At 68.6% G+C, this 24,082-nt stretch carries 24 protein-coding genes and 2 tRNA genes; 15 read left to right on the top strand and 11 right to left on the bottom strand.

Annotated features, from left to right (window positions below; genetic code table 11):
• Nucleotides 1-11 precede the first annotated feature (11 nt).
• From AB5I40_RS25335 to AB5I40_RS25325, 3 genes are all read right to left on the bottom strand, one after another.
• Complete coding sequence (locus tag AB5I40_RS25335) at nt 12-332, bottom strand: antibiotic biosynthesis monooxygenase (RefSeq protein WP_370932533.1); 321 nt, start codon at nt 330-332, stop codon at nt 12-14.
• A gap of 43 nt (nt 333-375) precedes the next feature.
• On the bottom strand, nt 376-1,050 hold the full coding sequence (locus AB5I40_RS25330) for a hypothetical protein (RefSeq protein ID WP_370932532.1): 675 nt from the start codon (nt 1,048-1,050) through the stop codon (nt 376-378).
• A gap of 79 nt (nt 1,051-1,129) precedes the next feature.
• Nucleotides 1,130-3,931 (bottom strand): AAA family ATPase, encoded by a 2,802-nt coding sequence (locus AB5I40_RS25325; protein ID WP_370932531.1) that lies wholly within the window; start codon nt 3,929-3,931, stop codon nt 1,130-1,132.
• A 358-nt stretch (nt 3,932-4,289) separates the two neighbouring features.
• On the opposite strand from AB5I40_RS25325, the gene AB5I40_RS25320 reads away from it, so the two are divergent.
• Nucleotides 4,290-5,387: a S1 family peptidase gene (locus tag AB5I40_RS25320; RefSeq protein WP_370932530.1), complete on the top strand. Its 1,098-nt coding sequence runs from the start codon at nt 4,290-4,292 to the stop codon at nt 5,385-5,387.
• A 54-nt stretch (nt 5,388-5,441) separates the two neighbouring features.
• Here the strand turns inward: AB5I40_RS25320 and AB5I40_RS25315 are convergent, their stop codons facing one another.
• The 3 genes from AB5I40_RS25315 to AB5I40_RS25305 all read right to left on the bottom strand — a co-directional run bounded on the left by AB5I40_RS25315 (nt 5,442) and on the right by AB5I40_RS25305 (nt 7,308).
• On the bottom strand, nt 5,442-6,056 hold the full coding sequence (locus AB5I40_RS25315) for a DUF4232 domain-containing protein (RefSeq protein ID WP_370932529.1): 615 nt from the start codon (nt 6,054-6,056) through the stop codon (nt 5,442-5,444).
• A 208-nt stretch (nt 6,057-6,264) separates the two neighbouring features.
• Entirely contained in the window at nt 6,265-6,672 is a 408-nt protein-coding gene (locus AB5I40_RS25310) for an SsgA family sporulation/cell division regulator (protein ID WP_354750869.1), read from the bottom strand.
• Between the two features lie 165 nt (nt 6,673-6,837).
• Nucleotides 6,838-7,308: an Lrp/AsnC family transcriptional regulator gene (locus tag AB5I40_RS25305; RefSeq protein WP_344287678.1), complete on the bottom strand. Its 471-nt coding sequence runs from the start codon at nt 7,306-7,308 to the stop codon at nt 6,838-6,840.
• Nucleotides 7,309-7,512: 204 nt separating this feature from the next.
• On the opposite strand from AB5I40_RS25305, the gene AB5I40_RS25300 reads away from it, so the two are divergent.
• Nucleotides 7,513-8,511, top strand: a complete 999-nt coding sequence (locus AB5I40_RS25300; RefSeq protein WP_370932528.1) for a beta-ketoacyl-ACP synthase III — start codon at nt 7,513-7,515, stop codon at nt 8,509-8,511.
• 1 nt (nt 8,512) lies between these two features.
• Here AB5I40_RS25300 and AB5I40_RS25295 read toward each other — a convergent pair whose 3' ends face one another.
• Nucleotides 8,513-9,703, bottom strand: coding sequence for an FAD-dependent monooxygenase (locus AB5I40_RS25295; protein ID WP_370932527.1), 1,191 nt, complete (start codon nt 9,701-9,703; stop codon nt 8,513-8,515).
• 74 nt (nt 9,704-9,777) lie between these two features.
• Here AB5I40_RS25295 and AB5I40_RS25290 point away from each other — a divergent pair, with 74 nt between their 5' ends.
• Nucleotides 9,778-10,236 carry a MarR family winged helix-turn-helix transcriptional regulator gene (locus AB5I40_RS25290; RefSeq protein ID WP_370932526.1) on the top strand — a complete coding sequence of 153 codons (459 nt, stop codon included), beginning with the start codon at nt 9,778-9,780 and terminating at the stop codon, nt 10,234-10,236.
• A gap of 42 nt (nt 10,237-10,278) precedes the next feature.
• Here AB5I40_RS25290 and AB5I40_RS25285 read toward each other — a convergent pair whose 3' ends face one another.
• Nucleotides 10,279-11,751, bottom strand: coding sequence for an adenylate/guanylate cyclase domain-containing protein (locus tag AB5I40_RS25285; protein WP_370940603.1), 1,473 nt, complete (start codon nt 11,749-11,751; stop codon nt 10,279-10,281).
• Between the two features lie 89 nt (nt 11,752-11,840).
• Between AB5I40_RS25285 and AB5I40_RS25280 the strand changes: the two genes are divergently transcribed.
• Together AB5I40_RS25280 and AB5I40_RS25275 are read left to right on the top strand one after the other, a co-directional pair.
• Entirely contained in the window at nt 11,841-12,329 is a 489-nt protein-coding gene (locus tag AB5I40_RS25280) for an FBP domain-containing protein (RefSeq protein ID WP_370932525.1), read from the top strand.
• Nucleotides 12,330-12,334: 5 nt separating this feature from the next.
• The gene (locus AB5I40_RS25275; RefSeq protein WP_370932524.1) at nt 12,335-12,775 is read left to right on the top strand and encodes an AAA family ATPase; all 441 of its coding nucleotides are present in this window, start codon (nt 12,335-12,337) and stop codon (nt 12,773-12,775) included.
• A gap of 4 nt (nt 12,776-12,779) precedes the next feature.
• On the opposite strand, the gene AB5I40_RS25270 is transcribed toward AB5I40_RS25275, so the two are convergent.
• Nucleotides 12,780-13,592, bottom strand: coding sequence for a class I SAM-dependent methyltransferase (locus AB5I40_RS25270; protein ID WP_370932523.1), 813 nt, complete (start codon nt 13,590-13,592; stop codon nt 12,780-12,782).
• A gap of 82 nt (nt 13,593-13,674) precedes the next feature.
• On the opposite strand from AB5I40_RS25270, the gene AB5I40_RS25265 reads away from it, so the two are divergent.
• Nucleotides 13,675-14,079, top strand: a complete 405-nt coding sequence (locus AB5I40_RS25265; RefSeq protein WP_370932522.1) for a VOC family protein — start codon at nt 13,675-13,677, stop codon at nt 14,077-14,079.
• 1 nt (nt 14,080) lies between these two features.
• Here AB5I40_RS25265 and AB5I40_RS25260 read toward each other — a convergent pair whose 3' ends face one another.
• Nucleotides 14,081-14,779, bottom strand: coding sequence for a FadR/GntR family transcriptional regulator (locus AB5I40_RS25260; RefSeq protein WP_370940602.1), 699 nt, complete (start codon nt 14,777-14,779; stop codon nt 14,081-14,083).
• A 77-nt stretch (nt 14,780-14,856) separates the two neighbouring features.
• On the opposite strand from AB5I40_RS25260, the gene AB5I40_RS25255 reads away from it, so the two are divergent.
• Complete coding sequence (locus AB5I40_RS25255) at nt 14,857-15,201, top strand: VOC family protein (protein WP_370932521.1); 345 nt, start codon at nt 14,857-14,859, stop codon at nt 15,199-15,201.
• 597 nt (nt 15,202-15,798) lie between these two features.
• On the top strand, nt 15,799-16,560 hold the full coding sequence (locus AB5I40_RS25250; protein WP_344287697.1) for a sulfite exporter TauE/SafE family protein: 762 nt from the start codon (nt 15,799-15,801) through the stop codon (nt 16,558-16,560).
• Here the strand turns inward: AB5I40_RS25250 and hisC are convergent.
• Nucleotides 16,553-17,611, bottom strand: a complete 1,059-nt coding sequence (gene hisC / locus AB5I40_RS25245) for a histidinol-phosphate transaminase (protein ID WP_370932520.1) — start codon at nt 17,609-17,611, stop codon at nt 16,553-16,555. The two genes, AB5I40_RS25250 and hisC, sit on opposite strands and share 8 nt — an antisense overlap.
• A gap of 104 nt (nt 17,612-17,715) precedes the next feature.
• Here hisC and AB5I40_RS25240 point away from each other — a divergent pair, with 104 nt between their 5' ends.
• The 7 genes from AB5I40_RS25240 (at nt 17,716) to AB5I40_RS25210 (ending at nt 23,949) form a co-directional block, all read left to right on the top strand.
• A complete protein-coding gene (locus AB5I40_RS25240) occupies nt 17,716-18,348 on the top strand; it encodes a dienelactone hydrolase family protein (RefSeq protein ID WP_370932519.1) in 633 nt (210 codons plus the stop codon).
• 85 nt (nt 18,349-18,433) lie between these two features.
• Complete coding sequence (locus tag AB5I40_RS25235) at nt 18,434-19,324, top strand: zinc-binding alcohol dehydrogenase family protein (protein ID WP_370932518.1); 891 nt, start codon at nt 18,434-18,436, stop codon at nt 19,322-19,324.
• Nucleotides 19,325-19,335: 11 nt separating this feature from the next.
• Nucleotides 19,336-19,944, top strand: coding sequence for a TetR/AcrR family transcriptional regulator (locus tag AB5I40_RS25230; protein WP_370932517.1), 609 nt, complete (start codon nt 19,336-19,338; stop codon nt 19,942-19,944).
• The gene (locus AB5I40_RS25225) at nt 19,941-21,920 is read left to right on the top strand and encodes an acetoacetate--CoA ligase (protein WP_370932516.1); all 1,980 of its coding nucleotides are present in this window, start codon (nt 19,941-19,943) and stop codon (nt 21,918-21,920) included. The genes AB5I40_RS25230 and AB5I40_RS25225 overlap by 4 nt, the downstream gene beginning before the upstream one ends.
• Before the next feature lie 47 nt (nt 21,921-21,967).
• The gene (locus AB5I40_RS25220) at nt 21,968-23,677 is read left to right on the top strand and encodes a phosphatidylglycerol lysyltransferase domain-containing protein (protein WP_370940601.1); all 1,710 of its coding nucleotides are present in this window, start codon (nt 21,968-21,970) and stop codon (nt 23,675-23,677) included.
• A gap of 66 nt (nt 23,678-23,743) precedes the next feature.
• Nucleotides 23,744-23,833 (top strand) — tRNA-Ser (locus AB5I40_RS25215).
• 42 nt (nt 23,834-23,875) lie between these two features.
• Nucleotides 23,876-23,949: transfer RNA gene (locus AB5I40_RS25210), tRNA-Arg, on the top strand.
• Nucleotides 23,950-24,082 lie beyond the last annotated feature (133 nt).

The following is a 24,082-nucleotide window of genomic DNA, read 5'->3' as shown; positions in this document are numbered from 1 at the left end:
CAGGGTTCCCTTCACGGACGTTCGAACCGGTAAGCGCGCTCGACGCGCGAGACCTGGACGTCGAACTCCGTGTACCACTCCGCGCGGCCCTGGGCGCGGGTTTCGGTGTGCTCCAGGTTGGTCCGCCATCCGGTGATGGATTCCTCGTCCCGCCAGTACGACACGGTGATGCCGAGCCCGGATTCGTCGCGGACGGAGTTCTGGCCGAGGTACCCGGGCTGTTTGGCGGCGAGTTCGGACATGTAGGCGGCGCGCTCGGCGTAGCCGCGGTCCCCGTCGGTGCGCCGGGACGTGAAGATCACCGCGTAGTACGGCGGTTCGGGAAGCTCCATGGCCGGAGATATACCTGGCGGACGCGGGCGAATCCAGTGGGTTTCAGCCCTGGAGGCCGTTGACCGCCCAGGCGAACACCATCAGCGCGAGCAGCAGCGAGATCCCGGCCTGGACCATCATGGTCATTTTCGCCCAGATCCGCAGCGGCATGACGTCGGTCGGGCTGAACGCGGTGGCGTTGGTGAACGAGGTGTAGAGGTAGTCCAGGTACCGCGGCTCCCACTCGGCCTTGGCCATCGACGGGTCGCTCATCTGCGGAAACTGCAGGTCGGGGAAGTCCGCCCGGCCCGCCGCGCGCCGGGCTGGGCCGCCGCGGTCGAACTCCCAGTACCAGAGCGAGAAGACGACGATGTTGGTCCAGTAGATGACCACGCCGCTGATCAGCACCTGCACCGCGTGCCCGCGCTGCGCACCCTGTGCGATTCCGATCACCAACTGCACCGCGGACGCGCCGTTGAGCACACTGACGACGGCGAGCGCGGTCAGCGCCACCATCCGTTCGACGATGTTGAACTCGGTCAGCCGGCCGGGATTGAGCAACAACAGCGCGACGATCAGCACGGCGGTCAGCGAGGGCAGCAGCCACCACGGGTGCAGCACCATCTCGTCGGGCAGGGCGAGCTGCAGGGCCAGGGTCCCGATGACGACGGCCGCCGCGGGCCACCGGGTCTCGCCTTTGGTCGCCCGCCGCCAGGCAGGCACTCGTTCGTCAGCCACCTGGACACGGTAGGACGTGAATCGCAGCTTGGCGCGTCGCAGCGATCAGGCAGTGCGGTCGAAAAGGACGAAGCGGTTGTCAGGGTGACGGAACGCTTGGCAGCTTCCTCGCGACGTCAGTGCGGCTTCGCGCGCCTAGCTTGCGAAGCACCTTCGCGACGTGTTGTTCCACCGTGCGGGGTGACAGGAACAGACCGTCGGCGATCTGCCGGTTCGTTCGGCCCTCCGCGAGCATCTCGGCGACTTCGCGCTCTCGCGGGGACAGTTCGCGACCGTAGCCGCGACGGCCGCGTTGGGACGGTGCCCAAGCGCCGTGTTCGCGGAGCACGTGATGGCAGCGGCCAGCGTCGCGCGTGGCACCTAGCTGTACATACGCAGCTGCGGCGTCGCTGAGGGCAGCGGTCGCACCGGCTTGGCCCGCTTCGAGGCGACAGCGCGCCGCGCGTTCACGCATGCCTGCGGCGAGGTATGGCATTGGCAGTTCTGCGTACGCGTCGGCAGCGGTGTCGAAGAGCGTCGCTGCGGCTAGGTGCTTCGCGCGGGCGTTGGTCAGGACGGCTCGGCCAGCGTGCAGGGCTGCGACGGCGAGAGGCGCGTCGCGGTCTTCGATGCCGCGCGCGAACTCTTCGACGAACGCGTCAGCGTCGTGCCAACGGTCTGCGCGCGTGTACGCCTCCGCGGCGGCTGGGACGAGCGACGCTGCCCAGACCCACACGCCTTTGCGGCGCGCGGCGTCGACAGCGACATCGGCTGCTTCACAGGCTGCGGCGAGGTCGTCGGTCGACAGGTGCACGCCGATCAACACCGAAGCCGCGCATAAAACAACGGGGATTGGGCCTTCGCCCGGACGGTGCGCCGAGGCGTCGGCCAAGTGTCTTCGCGCCGCCGCGAACTCGCCGCGCACTGCGGCCAGGCCGCCCAGCACCAGCGACGTCTCCATGACGATCGCGCCCAGCGCCGGGTGTCGCGTACGGACGTCTTCGGTCGCTTCGGCCAGGCCGTCCCATTTGCCGCGGAACCAGGCGAGCCGCACCTCGGTGCCCTCGATCAGGCCTTTCGGGTACAGCGCGCCGGCTTCGGAAGCCCTGCGCAGCCCCTCGGCGACCAGGCGTTCGGTCCGGTCGAGGTGGCCGGACCATGACTGCGCGTCGGCGAGGTTGCACCACAGCCGGGCCAGTTGCACACGTTCGGCAACGCTCGGTGCGGTGTGCGGCATCGCCTCGAACTCCGCCCACGCCGAGCCGTCGCCGATGTGCGAGGCAGTCGCGATCCGGTCTCCGGTGAGCGTGAGCCGCAGCTCGGGATCGGTCAGTCCGGAGTGGACTTCCCGGGCGTGGCGCATCCACTGCTCGTGCCACGACAGCGGAGTGAGCCCGTCGAACGGCAGCGCGAGCAGGTTGATCCCGCGCGCGGCCAGTTCCGGCCGGTCCGCCAGCTCGGCGACGGCGCGTTCGACCGCCGCGCGACCCTGCTCCAGCCGACCGGCTACGCGGACCAGCAGCATGCCCAGCGCGAGCCGGATCGTCCCGTGCACGGCCGGCGGCAGCGGCCGGTCTTCGAGCACTTTCTCCAGCGTCAGATGGACATCCGGGCGGAAGACGCGCAGCGCGACGTCGCTGAGCTTCTTCGCCAACCGGCCGACCGCGTCCTCATCCGCCTTCGCGACGATCGCCTGCAGCAAGTCGATCGCGCGTGCGGTATCGCCGCGCGCGACCGCTTCGTCGGCAGCTTCTTCCGCGTACTGCAGCCATTCGTCGACGCGTCCGGCGGCGTGGGCGTGCGCGGCGAGCAGCGACAGGGGTTGACCGGGCAGGTGCATTGCCTTGGTGTGCAAGAGTTTTCGTTCAAGCGCGCTAAGACCATCGTACACTGCTTTGCGCGCGAACGGATGTCGAAATCCGTAGCGATTGTCGTCGACCTCGTCCAGCAAGCCGCCAGGCGCAATCTCGCCCTCGGGCAACCCCGCCAGCTCATTCAGCACCGACAGCTCGGCGGGAACGTTGAGCACGGCAGCGGCTTTGGCAAGCTGCACCGAGGCTTCCGGAAGCGCGGATAGCTGTCTGGACACCGATTCCTGCAGCGCGACAGGAACTTCCAGCCGTTCCAACACCGACTCGGTAAGCTCAACACCACGCAGCGCACGGAGAATTTCCTCTGCCACAAAAGGAATCCCGGCGGTGTACTCGTGCAGTTTCACCGCGAAGTCAGCGTTGATCCGAGGCAAATCCAGGAGGTCGCAAGCCATCGCGGAGACCGCCGCGGAGTCCAACGGCCCGAGCGTGACCTGCGCGCTGTGCACTCCAGGAACGCTGCGAACGCTGGACTTCCCGGTGCCACAAGTCGCGACCACCCCCAGATCCGGCGGCCAGTCGACAGCGAGAAACCGCAGTAGATCACCGGTTCCGGGGTCGGCGCGATGCAAGTCGTCGATGAGCAAAACGGTGGGACCGCAGGCAATCAACAATTCCCGGAATGCCCGGAACACGCGATGCCGTTGCGCGCCAGCGTCCGGTAACGGCTCCGGCGCGGGCGGGAGAACGTCGGCCAGCTCCGGCAGAAGCGGTTGCAGGGCACCGGCAACGGGACTCAGCGGCCCGAGCCGATCCCCGGCGGAGCGCAACGCTTCCAGAATCGGACCGTAAGGAAAAGGCTCGGCCAGCTGCGGGCACGCACCGCGCAGCACGCGGATCCGGGAAAATTCCGGCCGCGCGGCGAGTTCGGCGAGCAGCCGGGTTTTGCCCATTCCCGGCGCGCCCTCGACCAGTACCGCGGCGGGCCGATGGCGGAGAACTTCAGCGACGGCGGCGAGTTCGCGGTCGCGTCCGGCGAACGCCGCCGGACGCGGACGCACGGAAACCAACGTCGGAACGGCCGGCCACATCACGACCTCCCCAGTGCGCGTCTTGTCCGTTTCGCCCGGAGCTTAAGCAGTGCACGGGGCGCGGTAAACCGACTCTCGACGGGTTCGCGGGCACGCTACTCACACGTCTGCCTTCGTACGGTCACCAAATGGCAGAAGAAATCCCGGCGTGCGGTCACAAAGAGTGCGAAACCGCGCGGAGTTGCCCGGTTCAGCGGAACAACCCACGGACGCCCGCTCCGGCGGCCAACGCTCGGTAGTCGCGCAAGTCCCTACTTAAGGATTGCTCCGCTACCTATTCTCGCGGCCACTTATTGCAGTGGATTGGACCACCGCCGCACGCTTCGAGGCCGGGGGGAACCGAACGCGAGGGAGAAGCATGAAAGCCATCAGATTCCTCGGTGCCGCAACCGCTGCCGCGGCGGTCACGGCGATCTTCGCCGGTGTCCCCGCCGCGAGCGCCGCCCCGCTCAACCCCGACATGGTCCCGGCGATGCAGCGCGACCTCGGCCTCACCCACGGCCAGGCACTGGCCCGGCTCGCGAACGAGGAGGCCGCGAACAAGGTCGGCGCGGCACTGGAGAAGGCCCTCGGCGAACGCTTCAGCGGCACGAGCTTCAACGCGGCGACCGGCAAGGCCGTGGTCGCGGTGACCGACGCGGCGCTGGTCGGCCAGGTGCGCGCGGCCGGAGCCGAGGCACAAGTCGTCCGGTTCAGCGCCCGGCAGCTCGACTCGACCGTGCAGAAGCTCAACGCCCACGAGCAGGCCGCGCCGAAGTCGGTCACCGGCTGGGGCATCGACACCGCGAGCAACCGGATCAGCCTGACTGTCCTCAAGGGACAGCGCGGCGCGGCGGAGCAGTTCGTCCGCCAGTCCGGTGTGGACAGTTCGGCGGTGAGCGTGACGGAAACCTCGGCGGTGCCCAAGGCGCACTACAACGTGCTCGGCGGGGACGCGTATTACATCGGCAGTTCGTCCCGCTGCTCCGTCGGATTCTCGGTGAACGGCGGCTTCCTCACCGCGGGCCACTGCGCGGCGCTCACCGGCGGCGGCGCGCTGTCCGGCTACAACCGGGTCGCGATGGGCCAGTTCTCCACCTACCGGTTCCCCGGCGCGGACTACGCGGCCGCGCGGGTCAACAGCAACTGGACCCCGGTCGGCCAGATCAACAACGGCACCCGCGTCGCCGGTTCGACTGAGGCAGCGGTCGGCGCTTCGGTCTGCAAGTCCGGTTCCACCACCGGCTGGACCTGCGGAACGATCCGCGCCAAGAACCAGACCGTGCGCTACCAGGAGGGCACCGTGACCGGCATGGTGCTCACCAACGCCCGGTCCGACCACGGCGACTCCGGCGGTTCGTTCATCAGCGGAAACCAGGCGCAGGGCATGGTTTCCGGCGGCGACACCGTCAACAGCTACTACTACCCGGTGAACGTCGCGCTGTCCGCGACCGGCACGACGCTCGTCCGCGGCTGAGCGGTCTTAAGAAGGAGTGCCTGCGCCAGTCCCGGCGCAGGCACTCTTTTGGCGTCAGGACGCGTCGGCGGTGATCCCGTCGACCCAGGTGCCCGGATGGGTCGCGCCGTCCTGGCGGGTGATCGCGACGTTTGACGGCCACGCGGCCTTCAGCGCCTTGGTCTGGCCCGGCGGGATCGTGGTGAGGCTTTGCGCGGTCCAGGCCGGAGATTCGGCAGGCGGGTTCGGGTCGGACGGGAGCACGGTGATCTTCGCGGTCGCCGTGCGGCCCGGGGCCAGTATGTTGTGCGCCGGGCCGTTTTCCCGTCGCAGCAACGAGTCCACTGGTCCGTAGACAGGGTGCTCCGGTCCGTGCAGGTCGACCCCGGGAGTCCCGTGCAGGTCACAGGCGCGGGACGAAGTGTTCTTGAACGTCAGCGGGAGTTCGAGCTGGCTGCCTGCCGGTTTCGCCGCGCCCAGCGACACGGACAGGTCGTCGGTGGTGCACCGCGGCGTCGGCTTCTTCTCCTTGGCGGTGCTCGCCGGAGCGCTGGACTCCGCGGCGAGGGCGGCGGGCGAGGAAGCCGCCGGCGCGGCGGAATTCGCCGGGGAACCGCAGGCCGCGAGGGCGAAGGCGCTCGCGAGCACTGCCGAGCCGACGGCAGCTCGGGTGAGCTTGGTGAGGGACATCCGGGGTTTCTCCTAGGGTGGCCGCGCGCCCGCGTGCTTCGCGGGCCTCCGGTTGATGCCCAAGATCACCAGGACTATGCGCCCGTTTTTCCGGACGCCACTGTGTTCTGGCTTACCTTCGGTCCAAATGCGACAAAGGCGGCTCGAGTGCCTCCAGCGCACTCGAACCGCCCTTGTCCTCATTGCCGCGGGATCGGCAGGTCTTTCGTCACACGTTGCTGATCTCCTCGATCAGCCCGTCGATGTCGAAGTGCTCGCTCTCGGCTCCGAGCGGCACCAGCTCGTAGGAAGATTCCAGGAACGCCTCGAGGTCAGCGCGCTCCAGCTCGAACGACGCGTAGCCGTCCGGCGACTCGATTTCCAGCGTCAGCAAGGCTTCGTCCTCGGACAGGTCCGGCCGGATCCGCACGTCGCCGATCCCGGTCGGCTCGTCCAGCCCGGTCACGAGCAGCTCGCGGGCGAACGTCCACTCGATCCACCGGCCGCGTTCGGTCCGGAACGCCACGGTGACCGCGTAAGGCTCCGACACGTGGAAGGAGAGGCGGGACAGCACCGGCGTAGTGCTCTCGTTCAGCAGTACGAACTGGGTCTGGTGTACGGCGTCGGTGGTGTGCACGGCTGCTCCTGGAGTCCTCCGGTCGTTCGCGCCTCGCGAACTGGTCGGCAGGGAGATGATCGACTCGGGGGCACATGACGGCGTTCCGCCGACGTTCACGCGATCGGTTGCATCAGGCCGCGAACACGTAACGCCGGACACAGAACCCTTGCGTTTCCGCGCAGGTCAGGAGAGCGGCAGCGTGAGGCCCACTTTGACCCGGTCCATCGCTACGCTCGTGGTGAAGTGCCGGACGTTGGGGTTGTCGAAGAACGTGCGCCGCGCGAAGGTCTCGAACGCCGCCATGTCCGGGCAGGTGACCACGAGGACGAAGTCCGCGGTGCCGGTGACGTAGTAGCACTGCTGCACGCAGTCGTCGGCGAGGACCTGGGCGCGGAAGCCGTCGAGCACCGCCATGCTCTCGCGCTCCATCTCGACCATGACGACGAACGTCATGTCCAGCCCGAGCGCGGCCGGGGACAGCACCGCGATCTCCTTCTCGATCACTCCGGCTTCGCGCAGCCGTTTGATCCGCCGCTGCACGGCCGCGGCGGACAGGCCGACTTTGGACCCGATGACCTCGGCGATCGTGCGGGCGTCGTTCTGCAGGCAGGAGAGGATGGCGAGGTCAAGCTGGTCCAGGTCGGGAGTGCGCACACTTCAGGCTAACCGGGCGCACCGACAAAAAGCCTCGCATTTACCACGCCGATGAACCGGCGGTCGCAATACCTCCTATCGAGCGAATGTGGAAGAGGTCTCTTAGTGACGTGGAACACAACTGACCGGTCTACCCAGGGGTAGGCCATACAAGGGGAGGCAACCGGCGACGTCCGCCAACAAGCCGGTCTGGGAGGTTCCGCCATGAGCGCTGTCCGGTCGCGCCACCGTGCCGCCGTCGTCGCCGGAATCGGCGGCGCGCTGCCCGAGCACGTGGTGACGAACCACGAGATCGCGGCCCGCCTGGACACCACCGACGAGTGGATCCGCACCCGCACCGGGATCAGCGAGCGTCGCCGGGTCGCCCCCGGCCAGTCCACAGTGGACCTCGCCGAGGAGGCGGGACGGGCGGCGCTCGGTCCGGACGGGCACGCGGACGCCGTCGTGCTCGCCACCTCGACGGCCGACCAGCTGTGCCCGGCCACCGCGCCGCAGGTGGCGGCGCGGCTCGGCCTCGGCACGGTGCTGGCGCTCGACGTCAACGCGGTGTGCAGCGGCTTCATCTACGCGCTCGCCACCGCCGCCGGGTTCATCGCCGGCGGGATCGCCGAGCGGGTGCTCGTGATCGGCGCGGACGTCTTCACCTCGCTGGTCGACCCGGACGACCGCACCACGGTGCCGATCTTCGGCGATGGCGGCGGCGCGGTCCTGCTGCGCGCGGGCGACCCCGGCGAACGCGGCGCGCTGGGCCCGTTCGACCTGCACAGCGAGGGCGAACTGGCCAAGCTGCTGTGGGTCGAAGCGGGCGGAGCGGCGCAGCGCGTGCCGGAGGATCCGAAGGACCGATACCTGGTCATGCAGGGCACGGCCGTGTTCCGGCAGGCGTGCGCGCGGATGGCGGAATCCTCGCGCGCGGTGCTGGACCAGGCGGGCTGGATGGTCGGCGACGTCGACCGGTTCGTCGGGCACCAGGCGAACATCCGCATCCTGCAGGCGACCGCGAAACAGCTCGGCATGCCCGCGGACGCGGTGGTGTCGAACATCGACCGCGTCGGCAACACCAGCGCGGCGTCGATCCCGCTGGCGCTCGCGGACGCGGTCGCCGACGGGACGCTGACACCGGGCCACAAAGTGCTGCTGACGGCGTTCGGGGCCGGGCTGACCTGGGGTTCGACGGTGCTGACCTGGCCCGAGCTGCCCTGAGCTACGCGTACTCGGGCAGCGCGATCGCTTCCGAACGCGGCTTCCCGAACCGTCCCGCGGCCTTGCCCAGCCGTCGCGCCAACGGTGAGCTCGCCATCCGCAGCGCGGCGTGGATAGCGGTCCGATGCGCCTGCGCCCGCGGCATCGTCACCTGAGGCGCGCCGGGGAAAAGCCGCTGTGCCTCGGTGACCAACGGTCGCATCCGGCGTTCGTACTCGCCGAACGCGGTACGGGGGTCTTCGTTCGTCGTGAGTTCTCCGGCCAGGATGTACGCGCCGGTGAGGGCGAGTGTCGTGCCCATGCCGCTGACCGGCGAAGCGCAGTAAGCCGCGTCGCCGAGCAGGACAACCCGGCCTTGATGCCACGTCGGCAGTTTCGCCTGGCCGACGTCCTCCAGGTACAGCGAACCGTTGTCCATTTCGGCCAGAACGCGCGGTCCTTCCCAGCCGACGTCGGCGTACGTCTTGCGCAGCACGGACACCGTGTCTTCGGGCGTGAGCCGGTCCAGGCCGCGTACGTCGGACAGGAAGAACAGGCCCGCGCGCATCGTGCCGACGTTGTCCGGGCGCAGGAACAACATCCGGCCGCGGCCGCAGAACATCGTGCGCCACCAAGCGTTATCGGTGGCGATGCGCGGCAGCGCGAGGTGTGCGGTGTAGAGCCCGAGTTCGTGCGGACGTACGTCCGGCATCAGCATCGCGCGGGTGCGGGAACGCAGGCCCTCGGCGATGACGACGGCGTCGAAACGCTGGGTTTGGCCGCTCTGGAAGTCGACGTCCACACCGGTGCCGTCGTCGTGCAATGCCTGGATCTGGTCGCCGAATCGATACGTCGTCTCTCCGGCTGACTGCTCATACAGCAGCCTCGACAGCTGGCCACGCAGGATTTCGATCTCCGCGGTCCCGCCTCCGGAATCGCCTTCACCGGCGCGGAACTCGGCGACGATGCGTCCGTTTTCGTCCACGAATTGCGTGCCGACCTCGCCGGTGTGCGCGGCGCGGACCGCTTCTTCGAGTCCCATCTTGCGCAGCACCTGGCGGCCGACGCCCCGGATGTCGACGTTCTGGCCCTCCTCGCGCAGCTGGTCGAACCGTTCGACGACGGTGACGTCCCAGCCGGACTGGGCGAGCCGGGAAGCGAGTGCGGGGCCGGCGATGCTGGCTCCGGAGATGAGAAGACTGCGCCGGGTCATGATGTCCCTCCTTGCTGTTGCTCAAGTACCTAGTTAATCTATCTATTAGTTTATCTACTGACAAGGAGGGCCGCGTGGACGAGAACCAGGCAGCGCTCGAGAAGGTGAACCCGACGACCTTCGCTGTGCGGGACGTCATCGAAGCCAGCCGCGACCTGATGGCGCGGATGGCGAAGGGCGTCGGGATGAACGCGAACGACCTCACCGCGATCGCGCTCCTCAACCACTACGGACCGCTGGGTCCGGTGGAATTGGGCCGCCGCCTCGGGATCAGCGGCCCGTCGGCGACGACGCTGGTGGACCGGATGGAAGCGGCCGGTTACCTCGCGCGCGTCCGCAGCGACACCGACCGGCGCCGAGTGGCGGTCACGGTCACCGAGCAGGCCCGCACGGTCGCGGCGGCGGTGTGGTGGCCGGCGATCGAGAAGCTGGACGCGGTGTCGCGCACGCTCAGCGAGTCAGAAAACGCTGTGGTGCGGGACTTTCTGGCCCGGATTACCGAGGCGATGAACGAGGGACGCGAGTACTCGTGAGTGGTGATCCCGGTTAGAACCGGGATCACCACTCATGAGGCGCTAAGTCGTCCAGGTTCGGGTCTCGCGGTGGCGGCCGCGCAGGTGGAGTTCGCCGTGCAACCGCCAGTGTTCCCGTTCGCCGCCGAGCGCGGACTTCACCGTCGTTTCGCTGGCGAGCACCCGCGACGGCACGGCTTTCGCGTGTTCGGTGAGCCGCGCGGCTTCGTTCACCGCGTCGCCGATCACGGTGTACTCCAGGCGGCTCGACGCGCCAAGCTGCCCGGCGAACACCTGCCCGGTCGCGACGCCGATGCCCAGGTCAAGCTCGCCTTCCGACAGCACCGCGTCGCGGATCGCGCGGGCCGCGGCGAGCGCCATCGTCGGGCCGTCGGACAGCCGGGTCGGCGCGCCGAAAACGCACAGCGCGGCGTCACCCTGGAACTTGTTGACCAGGCCGCCGCGAGCGTCCACTGCGGACACCACGCTCGCGAAAAACCGGTTCAGCTTCTCGACCAATTCCTGCGGCGGGGTGCGTGACGCGAGCGCTGTCGAGTCCACGACGTCCACGAACAGCGCGGTGACTTCGCGGACGTCACCGGAGAGCGAAGCACCGTATTCGAGCGCATGCCGGGCGACGTCGGTACCGACGTGGCGGCCGAAGAGGTCGCGCATCCGGTCCTGTTCGCGCAGGCCGGCGGCGAGGTCGTTGACCGACGTCTGCAGCATCCCGATCTCGCTGGAATCGTCCACGTCGACGTGCACGTCCTTGCGTCCGCGCGCGATTCCGTCCAGCGCGATCCGCAGCCGGTGCAGTGGCGCGGCGACCGCGCGGGAGAGGAGCGCGGTGCCGATCGCTCCGGTCGTCAGGCCGGTCACGGACAGCACGATCAGGCTCGCTGTCGGATTGCCGTGGCGGCCGAGATCGGGCGGCGTGGTCACCAGCAGCACGCCGATCAGCGGTACGCCGCTGGCCAGTACCCACGTGACGACCAGCCGCGTCAGCACCGTGACCGGCAGCGAACCGCGCGGCGGCAGGACGTCGAGCGCCATGGTCATCACCGGCCGCGCGACCCATTCCGCGGCCAGGTAGGTGAGCCCGACCGTGGTCAGCCCGCCGAGGCCGATGGTGAGCGCGATGCCCGCCGCGTCGCCGATCGAGCCGAGGACGCCGGCGAGGATGCCGAGCGCGAGCGCGCCGATCAGCCAGAGCGTGCCGCTCACCACCGCCATGTCGAAGGGCAGCCGCAGTGCCCGTTTGGCCTCGTCCGCGGTCGGCGGGCGGCCGATCGTGAACCACACCACGGTGCGGCGTTGCAGGTAAGCGGTCCAGAGCGTGCCGACGACGAGAGCCAGCGCGACCACTCCCGCCGCGGTGACGCCGAGGACCCAGCCGCGGTCGTCGACGTCCTCCGGCAACCCCTGCAGGAGCAGCAGCAACGCGACGACTCCGGCACCGGCGACACTCGATCCGACGCCGAGTGCGGCGAAGCCCAGACTGGTGCGCAGAACCAGCCGGAACCTCCCCGCGATCATCGTGCGCACCAGCAGATCGTATGGGGTGGCGGGTCCGGGAGCGAAAAAAGCCGTCGCTCTCCTGGTGCGGCGATGGTTAGCGTGGCCGCATGCAACCGCTCGACCCCGCCGAGATCCGCGCCTCGTTCGTCAACTGTTCCCGCGGGGAAGCCAAGTCCGTCACGCTTCCGGCGGACATTCCGTGGGAGAAGCGAGACTTCCTTGGCTGGCGCGACGTGAAGGCGCCCGGCCGGGCGTACCTTGTCGTGCCGCACGGCGACGAGGTGATCGGCCTGTCGCTGCGCGCCGCGCCGCCGCCGAAATCTCGGCTGCGCAGCAACATGTGCGCGTTCTGCTCCACGACGCATCCGGTCGCGGACATCACGCTGTTCACCGCCCGGCTGGCCGGAAAACCTGGCCGCGACGGCAATACGGTGGGCACGTATTTGTGCTCTGACCTGGCGTGCAGCGCGTATCTCCGCAGCGAACTCCGGCCTGCGGTTCCGCAGCCGAAGGAGTCGCTCTCGGAGGAGGAACGCGTGGAGCGGATGAGCGAGAAAATCGCCCGGTTCGTGGCGCGGGTGCTGGAAACCCGGTAGCCGCTGTGCAGCGGGTGCTGGTGACCGGGATGTCCGGAGTGGGCAAAAGCAGCCTGCTCGCCGAACTTTCCCGGCGCGGCTATCGCACGGTCGACACGGATTACGGCGGCTACACCGGCGAAGACGGGCTCTGGCGCGAAGAGCGGATCGCCGCGTTGTTGTCGACGCCGGGGCCGCTGTTCGTGTCCGGCACGGTCTCGAACCAAGTGCGGTTCTATCCGCGATTCACGGACGTCGTGTTGCTCAGCGCGCCGCGCGAGGTGCTGATCGAGCGGCTGACGACGCGAACCGGCAATCCGTACGGGAAAAATCCGGCCGAGCTGGCCGAGACGTTGGGGTATCTGGACGAAGTAGAGCCGTTGCTGCGTTCGTCGGCGACGTTCGAGGTGGTGACCACTGTGCCGGTGGCCGAGGTCGCCGATGCGGTGTTGCGCCGGGTTTCCTAGCGGTTCAGAAATCCCACTCCGCGATCCGCCCCATCTTGCGGATCATCGGGAACAGCGCCGACGCGCGCAGCGCCAGCCGGGACGCCGCCGGGATTTTCGCCAGCGCGTCGTCGGTCGCCCAGTCTGTCGCGTCCAAACAGGACACCAGGCGGAGGCCGTAGCGCTCCAGTTCGTGCGGATCGTCGATGCCCCAATGCAAAGTCGCGCCCGCGCGGCGGACCACCGGGTTGATCGTCTGCGCCTTGATGCCGAGCGAACTGAAGAAATCGGCCACGATCCGGCCGGAGCGGAATTTGCCGACGAGTCTGCGGATCAGTTCGGTGCCGGACTCCGCGGTGAGGTACATGGTGAGCCCCTCGGCCACGATCAGCGCCTCGCGGTCGCCGGGAACCTGGTCGAGCCAGCCGAAATCGGTAACCGACGAGCCGATCATCGTGTACCCCGGCCGTTCCGGGTAAATCCGGCCGCGGACGTCGACGACCTCGGGATAGTCCACATCGAACCACTCGACCGACGGCGGCGGATCGAGCCGGTACACGCGGGTGTCCATCCCGCAGCCGAGGTGCACGACGACCGCGTCGGGGTGCTCGGCCAGCCATTTGCCCGCCATCTCGTCGATCGCGCGCGCCCGGATCGCGACGGAGACGGCGGCGTTCTCGTTGACGCCGAGCTTGCGGAAGTCGTAGTCGATCTTTTTGACCGCTTCGTCGGCCGCGGTGTCGCCGAGGATCGGGTCTTTTCGGCGAGCGTCGAGCGCACGGGCGTACAGCGTGCCGAGGTTGGTCGCCTTTTCCTCGGTGAAGTGCACTTTCTCCACGGTCAGCCCCCTTGGTGTCACAGTCTTCATAAACTTATGAAGACTGTAGCGCTGATTGGCGAGTGCGGCATCATCCTTACGCATGGCGAAGCGCTTGCAGATCGCGATCGACTGTGCGGAACCGGAGCGGCTGGCGGACTTCTGGGCCGATGCGCTGGGGTATGCGGTCGAGGAGCCGCCCGCCGGGGCGTCGACCTGGGCCGAGTTCTCGCGCTCGGCCGGGGGCGGCGCGGAGGCGTGGTGCGCGATTGCCGACCCAGCTGGGCTCGGCCCGCGACTGCTGTTTCACCGAGTGCCGGAGCCGAAACGCGGCAAGAACCGGCTGCACCTGGACGTGCGTGGCACCTCGGCGGAGCGCGCCGTGGTCGAGGCCGAGGCAGCCACATTGGTCGAGCACGGTGCCGTGCACTTGCGCACGATCGAAGACGAGAGCGGCTGCTTCGCCGTGCTTCAGGATCCGGAAGGCAATGAGTTCTGCGTGTGCTGATTCAGGAAGACGCGTAGTCGCGGGCGTAGGTTTTCGCGTCCAGCAAGTGCTTCAGCGTGATCTCGCGGGCCGCCGCGGCGTCCGAACGGCTGATGGCGTCGAGGATCGCGCGATGCTCGGCCACCGCCTTGCGGATCTGCCCAGGCAGCCGAAGCGCGGCCCGGCGTTCCTCGCCGACCAGGGCGAGCACTGAACGGAGCAAGTCAGCGACGTCGTCACTGCCCGCGTTGCCGGCGATCACCCGGTGGAATTCGGCGTCGGTCGCGATGACGCGCAACATGTCGCCGTTCGCCGCGGCCTCCTCCATCTCCGCGACGTTGTCCGCGAGCCGCTGCACGACGCGCGGCGTGTGCTGCCGCGCGAGCCGCTCGGCCAGCGTCGGCTCGACGGTCGCGCGCAGGTCGAACAGCTTCTCCACCAGCTGTTCGTGCTCGGAAAACCAGCTGCTCAGCGGGCTTTCCTCGGTGCCGTGCTCGCGGACGTAGGTACCGGACCCCGCGCGGATCTGGACGTAACCGATCGAATCCAGGACGCGCAACGCCTGCCGCAACGACCCGCGGCTGATGCCGAGCTGCTCGCACAGCGCGCGCTCCGCGGGCAGGCGCGAGCCCGGCGGAAGCTCGCCCGAGTCGATCATCGCGCGCAGATGGTCGACCGTGGCGCTCCAGACCTGGTCGGTTTCGTGTGCCACGCCGCCCATCCTGGCAGGTGGCGCCCCAAGCCGCGCGAAATTGTCGGTGGCGGGTGTCACCATCGTTGACAGGTTGGGGAGGGATCATGACCGCGAAGTTCAAAGACCTGGCGCTGGACGCTCTTGATCATCAGGCATTGGCGGACTGGTGGTGCTCGGCGATGGGGTACGTCCGCCGAAGCCCGCCCGGCGAGCGCTCGCCGGAGTGGCCGGTCGCGATCGTCGACCCGGGTGGCGAGGGGCCGCTGATCTGGCTGAACCCGGTGCCGGAACGCAAGACGGTGAAGAACCGGATGCACCTGGACGTGTGGGGAGATCCGGACGAGCTGGCGGCGGCCGGGGCACGGATGGTGGCGGAGCGGGGAGGGGACCGGGAGTGGCATGTGATGGCGGATCCGGAAGGGAATGAGTTTTGCGTTTTTGAGCGGTGAGGCGGGGTTCGGTGGGGATGGGGGCGAGGGGACTGGAGGTGAGTGCGGCAGGCGCGGAGCTAGGAGGCAGATGAGGGCTGGCAGCTGAAGCGGGTTGCTTCCCGGGTTCGTTCCCGGCCGGTGGTGACGTGGGCGGGCGGCCAGGTTGGGAGCGGGCCGGTGGCGAGGTGCGTTGGCTCGGCGAAGCGCGGGCAAGCGGCGGCGGCGCGGGTTAGTGGCCGGGTTCCGCATAGCTGGTGGCCAAGCGAGGTGTGGCTTGTGGCGGCGCGGGTTGGCGGTCGGGTTCCGCATAGCTGGTGGCCAAGCGAGGTGTGGCTTGTGGCGGCGCGGGTTAGTGGCCGGGTTCCGCATAGCTGGTGGCCAAGCAAGCACCGAGCTGGCGGCCACCCGGACTGCGCACTAGCAGCCGGGTCGGCTCATGCGCGATTGCGCTGCGTCCGGGACCCGCCGCGTGCGCGAGGGCGTAGCCGCTGAGCCGAATCGCGCCCGTCATCCACTCCCGAGCGCCGTCTCCGGCGGTTCCTTCGAGTGTCTGACCGGACACATCGCGTCGCAGACCACCGAGGCTCCTGCTTAGGGTCAGCGGGTGATCGCTTTATGACCTGGTGGCATGCCGTCGTCATCTTCATTGCCGGGATGTGGGCCGGGACCATCAACACTGTCGTCGGTTCCGGGACGCTGGTGACGTTCCCGGTGCTCGTCGCGCTCGGGTATCCGCCGGTGACCGCTACGACGTCCAATGCGGTCGGGCTCGCGCCGGGCACGATCAGTGGCGCCTACGGCTATCGGCACGAGCTGGTCGGGTACTGGCCGCAGGTGGTGCGGTTCGCGGTCGCCTCGTTTTTCGGGGCTATCGGCGGAACCATTCTGCTCCTGACGCTGCCCAAGGACGCCTTCGAGAAGATCGTTCCGGTGCTCGTCGGGCTCGCCGTCGTGCTCGTGATCGTTCAGCCCAAGGTCTCGAAGTGGGTGCAGAAGCGCCGCGAGGCCAACGGGCGCGAGCATCACGCGGGACCGTTGCTGTTCGGGCTGCTCTTCGTCATCGGCATCTACGGCGGCTATTTCACCGCCGCGCAGGGCGTGATGATGATGGCCGTCATGGGCATGCTGCTGTCCGAACCGTTGCAGCGGCTCAACGGCGTCAAGAACGTGCTGTCCGCCGTCGTGAACATCGTCGCGGGCACGATTTACGCGTTCGTCGCCCCGGTGAGCTGGCCGGTGATCGGGCTGCTCGCGCTCGGGTCCACGATCGGCGGGCAGCTCGGGGCCAAGATCGGCCGCAAGCTGCCGCCCACCGTGTTGCGCGGCGTGATCGTCGTGATCGGGCTTGCCGCGGTCGTGCAGCTGATCCTCAAATAGCCTGGAATTCCTTGGCCGCGGCCAGGAACAGGTCGTTCTCCTCCGGCGTCCCGATCGTCACCCGCGCGCCCTCGCCGGGGAACGGGCGCACGATCAGCTTCCGGTCCAGCATGTGCTCCGCGAAAGCCGCAGTGCGGTCACCGAGCGGGAACCACACGAAGTTCGCCTGCGTCGGCGGGATCTCATAACCCATCTCCAGCAACGAGTCCCGCACGCGGGTGCGCTCGGAGATGATTTCCCGGCACCGGGCGAGCAGTTCGTCCTCCGCGTCGAGCGACGCGATCGCGGCCACCTGCGCGATGCTGTTCACCGAGAACGCCACGTACACCTGCTGCAGCGCCTGCGCGATCGGCTCCGGAGCCACCGCGTACCCGACGCGCAGCCCGGCGAGCCCGTACGCCTTCGAGAACGTGCGCAGCACCGCCACATTGCTGTGCGTCCGCGTGAATTCGACGCCGTCCGGCACCTCGGGGTCGGTGACGAATTCCTTGTACGCCTCGTCCAGCACCACGAGCACGTGCGGCGGCACCGCTTCGAGGAACCGCTCGATCTCGTCGCGGTGCAGCACAGTGCCGGTCGGGTTGTTGGGGTTGCAGACGAACACCAGCTTGGTGCGGTCGGTGATCCGCGCCAGCATCGCGTCGAGGTCCAGCCCGTGCTCTGGCGTCAGCGGCACCTTCACGCCCGTCGCGAGCGCCACCTGGACCACGATCGGGTAGGCCTCGAACGACCGCCAGCCGAACAGCACCTCGTCGCCGGGGCCGCACAGCGCCTGGATCATCTGCTGGCACAGCGAAACCGAACCGCAACCGATCGCGAGCCGCTGCGCGGGAACGTCGAGCCGCCGCGAAAGCCGCTCGCGCAAAGCCTGGGATCCGTTGTCCGGGTACCGGTTCACTCCGGTTACCGCAGCCGTGATCGCCGCCTGGACGCTCGGCAGCGGACCGCCGGGCACCTCATTGCTCGCGAGCTTGACGGCCCCTTCGATCGTCCGGCCAGGGACGTACTTCGGCAACGAATCGAGGTCAGGGCGGGGGGCGAGGGACGGCATCGTCGGAACTCCTCGGTTTTCACGGGACGACGGGGTCACCGTATCTCGCCCTGGCGGATCGGGAAAGGTTCCCAATGTTCACCCAGAGGTGATTGCATGAGGCGATGACGTCGACGACCACCGTGGATCACCAGCGTACCGACGGCAGCACGCTTCGCCTCACCTTCGCCGAACCCGACGGCGCGCTCCGCGGCGGCCTGGTGGTCCTGCACGAGGGCGACGGGGTCACCGACGGAGTCCTCCTGCTGGTCAAAAGCCTCGCCGGCGAAGGCTGGCTCACCGTCACGCCGCACATCGAGACCGGCGAACAGCTCACTCAGCGCGACCTCCTCGACGCCACCGACCGCACGCTCGAATGGCTCACCGATCGCGGCGTCGAGGCCGACCTGCGCGGCGTCGTCGGCTTCGATCTCGGCGGCACGGCGGCACTGGTCGTCGCCTCGCACCGCAAGTTCGGCGCGGCAGTGAGCGTCGGCGGCCAGGCGGTCGCGGAACTGCCGAAGCTGCTGGAAATCGCCGGGCGCGTGACCAGCCCGTGGCTCGGCATGTACGGCGACGCCGGCGACGAGGCGGGCGAGGCTCAGGTGGAGCAGCTGCGCGAGGCCGCGGCGTCGGCGAAAGTCGCGACGAACGTCGTGCGCTATCCGGGCGCGAACCACCGCTTCGACGCCGATCCCAGTGCGGCGGAAGAGGCCTGGCAGCGCACCCTCGACTGGTTCGACGCGCACCTCCGCTGATCTCCGGCAGTGCCCTTGACGGGTCGCTGCGTGCTCGAATAACGTTCCGATCCGGAATGGAACGTTATAGCGAGAGGAACCATCCGTGAAAGCGGTGCTCGTCGAATCCCAGCAGCGACTCGTCCTGGGCGAAACGCCCGACCCGGCCGCTGGTCCAGGGCAAGCCGTGGTCGAGGTCGAGGCAATCGGCGTGGGCTACGTCGACCTCATGTACCTGCGGAACGGCGCCACAACGGTGCCTGGCGTCGAGGTCGTCGGCCGGACCAAACAGGGCCAGCGGGTGCTGGCGCTGATCCTTTCCGGCGGCTACGCCGAGCAGGCCGTGGCCGACACCGATCAGCTTTACCCCGTACCGGAGGACCTCGACCCCTTCGACGCGGTCGCCTTGGGCGTGAACGCAATGGTCGCGGAAGGAGCAGTGCATCGGACCGCGGTGGCCCCAGGCGAACGAGTGCTCGTCCGGGGCGCGAGCGGCGGGATCGGCGTGCTCGCGACCCAGATCGCCCACGCCCGCGGGGCCGAGGTCGCCGCGGTGACATCCTCGGCGGAGTACGGCGAACGGTTGCGGACCCTCGGCGCCGCGAAAATCGTCGACCGGACCCGCGAGCGTCCCGAGGAGACCTACGACGTCGTCATCGACACCGTGGCCGGTCCGCAGGTCCGCGAGCACCTTGAACTGTTGCGCCCCAACGGTCGCTATGTCCTTTGTGGAGGAACCGCGGGTATTCCGGAGCCGGAATCCTTCGGGCCGTTGATGAGCAACTTCCAGACGTCGCCGACGCTGTTCGCGTTCAGTCTCACCTCGGTGTCGCCGGAAGAACGCCGGAAGTCGTGGGACCGCGTCCTCGCCCTCGTCGCCGACGGTCAGCTTTCCGCGGTGCGCGACCGGACGTTCCCGCTCGGCGAGGCCGCCGCTGCCCTCCAGCACGTGGAGCAGGGGAAATCGTTCGGTAAGGTCGTGCTGCTCAACGAATAGCGGGAGAATCCATGGCGCGCCAACGGGACGAGCGGATCGACCACGCCGTGCTGGTCGCGGTGTGCGAACTAGTCCGCGAATCCGGCTATTCGGCGCTGACCATGGAGGCCATCGCCCAGCGCGCGGGCACCACCAAACCCGCCATCCGGCGCCGGTGGAAAAGCCAGAAGCACGTGGTGGTCGCGGCGCTGGCGGAGGCGCGCACCGGCGTCGCGGAGATCGACACCGGCTGCACCTGCTGCGATCTCGTCGGCCACCTCGACGCCCTCCGGATCGGCCTGGCGGACCCGGTTTTCGGCCGCGTGCTCCCGGCGCTGGCCGTCGATCTGGCGGACGACCCGGAACTGCGCGAAGACTTCCTGACAACGTTCTGGGCCCCGCGCCGGGAGGCTTGCGTCGTGTCCCTGCGCAAGGCCGAGGAGCGCGGGGACCTCCGCCCTGGCCAGGACGTCGACCTGCTGCTGGACCTCTTCGCCGCGCCCGTTGTGTTCCGCGCGCTGTTCGGGCACCGGGCATTGACGCGCGAGTTCGTCCTCGACGTCGTCCGCGCGCTGCTGGCCGGGGTCGGCGCGGTCGAAAAAGGACTTTGCGAGCATCCCGGGGTTAGCATCGGCGGGTGACCGAGAACGCCGCTGTTCCCGAGGTGCTTTGGCGACCCGACCCCAACCGGGTCGCTGACACGAAGATCGAGGCCTTCCGCCGATGGCTGCGCGAGCAGCGCGGCGTCGACCTGGCCGATTACGACGACCTGTGGCACTACTCGGTCGAGCACGTCCCGGAGTTTTGGACCGCGGTCGCGGAGTTCTTCGGCGTGCGCTGGCACGAGCAGCCGCGGGAAATCCTGTCCGGCGCGATGCCGGACGCGAAATGGTTCGACGGCGGCACGCTCAACTACGCCGAACACTCGCTGAGCCCCGGCGTCGGTGGCGCGACGAAGGCCGACGACGAACTCGCGGTGATCTTCCACCGCGAGGACGGCTTAGCTGAGCAATTCACCTACGGCGACCTTCGCGCGCACGTCGCCGCCGCACGCGCCGCGTTGCGCGCTTTCGGCGTCGGCAAAGGAGATCGCGTCGTCGCGCTCGCGCCGAACTGCCCGCAGACGCTCATCGCTTTCCTCGCCACCGCCAGCCTCGGCGCGATCTGGTCGTCGTGTTCCCCGGACTTCGGGATCCGCGCGATCGCCGACCGGTTCACCCAGATCGAGCCGAAGGTGCTCGTCGCGGTGAACGGATACGCTTACAACGGCCGGAAATTCGATATCCGCGACACCGTTCAGCAGCTGCGCGAACAGATTCCGTCGCTGGAAGCCACCGTTTTGGTGAAATACCTGGGAGACGGGACACTCGACGGCGTCATCGACTGGAACGCGATGCTCGCTGAACACGCTGGCGGCGAGCTGGCGTACGAGCCGGTGGAGTTCGCGCATCCGTTGTGGATCCTGTATTCCTCGGGCACGACCGGGCTGCCGAAGGGCATCGTGCAGGGCCACGGCGGCATCGTCGTCGAGCACCTCAAAGCGCTCGGCCTGCAAAGCGGGCTCGGACCGGGCGACCGGTTCTTCTGGTTCACCACCACCGGCTGGATGATGTGGAACTTCGTCGCCTCCGCGCTTCTCGTCGGAGCCACGATCGTGCTGTACGACGGCAGTCCCGGCCATCCGGACCTGAACGCGTTGTGGCATCTGGCCGAACAGCACCGCGTCACCTACTTCGGCACGTCCGCGCCGTTCATCCAGAGCTGTCTCAAAGCGGGCCTCGCCCCGTCCGAGCGCTACGACCTCAGCGCGCTGCGCGTAGTCGGCTCGACCGGTTCGCCCTTGTCCTCCGAGGGTTTCCGCTGGATCGCCGACGCGATCGGCCGGGACGTGCAGATCTGCTCGGTCTCCGGCGGCACTGACCTATGCGCGGCGATCGTGGCGGCCGCGCCGGACGTGCCGGTGTGGCTCGGCGAACTGTCCTGCCGCGCCCTCGGCGTGGCCGCGGCGGCGTTCGACGACGACGGCGAGCCGGTGGTCGAGGAGGTCGGCGAGCTGGTGATCACCGAGCCGATGCCCTCGATGCCGGTCTCCTTCTGGAACGACCCGGACGGTTCCCGGCTGCGCGAGGCGTACTTCGAGACTTATCCGGGTATCTGGAGGCATGGCGACTGGGTCAGGATCACCCGCCGCGGTTCGGCGGTGGTCTACGGCCGCAGCGATTCGACGCTCAACCGCGGCGGCGTCCGGATGGGCACCGCCGAGTTCTACCGGGTCGCGGAAGGGTTCGCCGAGGTCGCCGACTCGCTGGTCATCGACACGTCGGCGGCGGGCAACGACGACGGGCAACTGCTGTGTTTCTTAGTACTCACCGCCGGTGCCACACTCGAAGAAGTGGAGCCTGACCTGCGGAAAGAGCTTCGCAACGCACTGTCGCCCCGACACGTACCCGATCGGTTCATGGTCGTTTCCGAGATTCCCCGTACGTTGAACGGTAAGAAGTGCGAAGTACCAGTGAAGCGGATCCTCTCCGGAGTCGCGCCGGAGAGGGCGGTGAGCAGGGACGCGCTGGCCAACCCGGCCGCGCTGGCCCCCTTCGTGGAGCTCGCCGCGCACTGAACGCGCCAACGGGGGGGAAGCATGGCAGGGCCGTGCGTGTTGCACGCGTGGTGACGGGGACACGCGCGCAGCACACTTGGCAGGCGGCCGGCGTCACGTCGGTCGTCGCGATCACATGGATAACCAGGCTCGCCGGCCTGCTGGCGATCGTGTCCACGGTCGTTCCGGTGGGCCGCGACGTGCGCGGCCACGTGGCCAAATGGCTGGAGCTGCCGAGCGAAGCGACCACTGCCGCGGCTGCTGTGGCGCTGGTCACCGGTGTGTTGCTGATCATGCTCGCCGCCGGGCTCCGCCGCCGCAAACGCCGCGCCTGGCAACTGGCGGTCGGTTTCGCGGCGCTGTTGGCGTTGTCACACCTCGGGCTTCGGCATGTGTTCGGCGCCGGCGTGGTGTCCATGGTGCTGCTCGCCGGACTTCTCAGCACTCGGCGGTACTTCATCGCCCGGCCAGACCCGACCGTCGGCCGGTGGCGCGCTTTGCGGGTGCTGCTGCAACTGGTCCTGGCCGGGTTCGTGCTCAACTTCGCGCTGCTGTCAGTCGCTCCGGCCCGGATGCTCGATCCGCTGAGCTTCGCCGACCGGCTTTCCCAGTCGGCGCTCGCGCTCACCGGCGTCAGCGGGCCCGCGGTGTTCCATGAGATGTGGTTCGAGGATCTGTCCGCGTCGATCGGGCTGATCTTCAGCATCACCGGCGTGCTGGTGTCGGCGTACTTCCTGCTGCGCTCGGCCGAACCCGCGCCGGAACTGTCCGACGACGAACTGGCGCGGCTGCACGAGTTGCTGAAGCAGCACGGGGAACGGGACTCGCTGGGCTACTTCGCGCTGCGCCGCGACAAGTTCGCGGTCTTCTCCAAGACCGGCAAGGCGGCCGTCACGTTCCGCGTGATCGCCGGGGTCGCGCTGACGTCCGCCGACCCGCTCGGCGACCACGAGGCCTGGCCCGGCGCGATCGAGGAGTACCTGGACATCTGCCAGCGCAACGCCTGGGTGCCCGCCGCGATGGGCGCGTCCGAGCTGGGCGCGACGGTGTGGGCCCGGTTTGGCCTGGAGGTACTGGAAATCGGCGACGAGGCCGTCGTCGACACGAAGACGTTCACGCTGGAAGGTCGCGTGATGCGCGGCGTGCGGCAGGCGGCGTCGCGGACGAAGCGGGCCGGCTACAAGGTCTTGGTGCGCCGGGCGGAGGACTTGCGCCCCGGCGAACTGCCCGAGCTGGTGCACCTGGCCGCGACTTGGCGCGGCACCGAGACCGAACGCGGATTCTCGATGGCGCTGGGCCGCATGGGCGACCCCGGTTCGGTGATCGTCACCGCGGAACAGGGCGGCCGCGTGCGAGGCGTGCTGCAGTTCGTGCCGTGGGGCGAGCGGGGCTTGTCGCTGGACGTGATGCGCCGGGACCGCACCGTCGACAACGGCGTGAACGAGCTGATGATCTCGGAGCTGCTGCTGCACTCGCGCGAGCACGGCATCGACCAGGTGTCGCTGAACTTCGCCGCCTTCCGCGCCCTGATGGAACAGGGCCAGCGCATCGGCGCGGGCCCGGTCGCGCGGCTGTCGGCGAAGGTCTTGCACTTCTTCTCGCGCTGGATCCAGATCGAGAGCCTCTACCGGTTCAACGCCAAGTTCCAGCCCCGGTGGGTCCCGCGCTACCTCGTGTACCCGGGCGTCGGATCCCTGCCGCGGGTCGGCATCGCGACCTTCGAGGCCGAGGGACTTGGCGGCCGTTCGCCCTGGTTACGGAGGGTGCTGCACCGTTGAGGGGGGTGCCTTCCGGAGGTGGTGGAGGGGTGTGTAACCTATCTGAGCAGTGGTCGTTGGGACCCAGGAGGCTTCGCCTAGTCTGGTCTATGGCGCCGCACTGCTAATGCGGTTGGGGGTAACCCCCCCTCCCGGGTTCAAATCCCGGAGCCTCCGCTGGTGCCTGTTTCGGCAGGTGCTAGATTAACAACTGAACACGCGCCCGTAGCTCAGCTGGATAGAGCATCTGACTACGGATCAGAAGGTCAGGGGTTCGAATCCCTTCGGGCGCACTGTCTGGTCGAGACAGTAAAGCAGAAAACCCCCTGGTGACAGGGGGTTTTCTGCTGTCTGGCTTCCGGTCTCCGGGAAGTCGGCAAGTCAGCCGGTTGCCGGTTTATTGCCAGTTTTCCCGAGGGCCATCGA

This window comes from Amycolatopsis sp. cg13, assembly GCF_041346965.1.
Taxonomy (GTDB): Bacteria; Actinomycetota; Actinomycetes; order Mycobacteriales; family Pseudonocardiaceae; genus Amycolatopsis.
The sequence above is the reverse complement of the archived record's forward strand: the minus strand, read 5'-3'. Positions and strand labels throughout refer to the sequence as shown.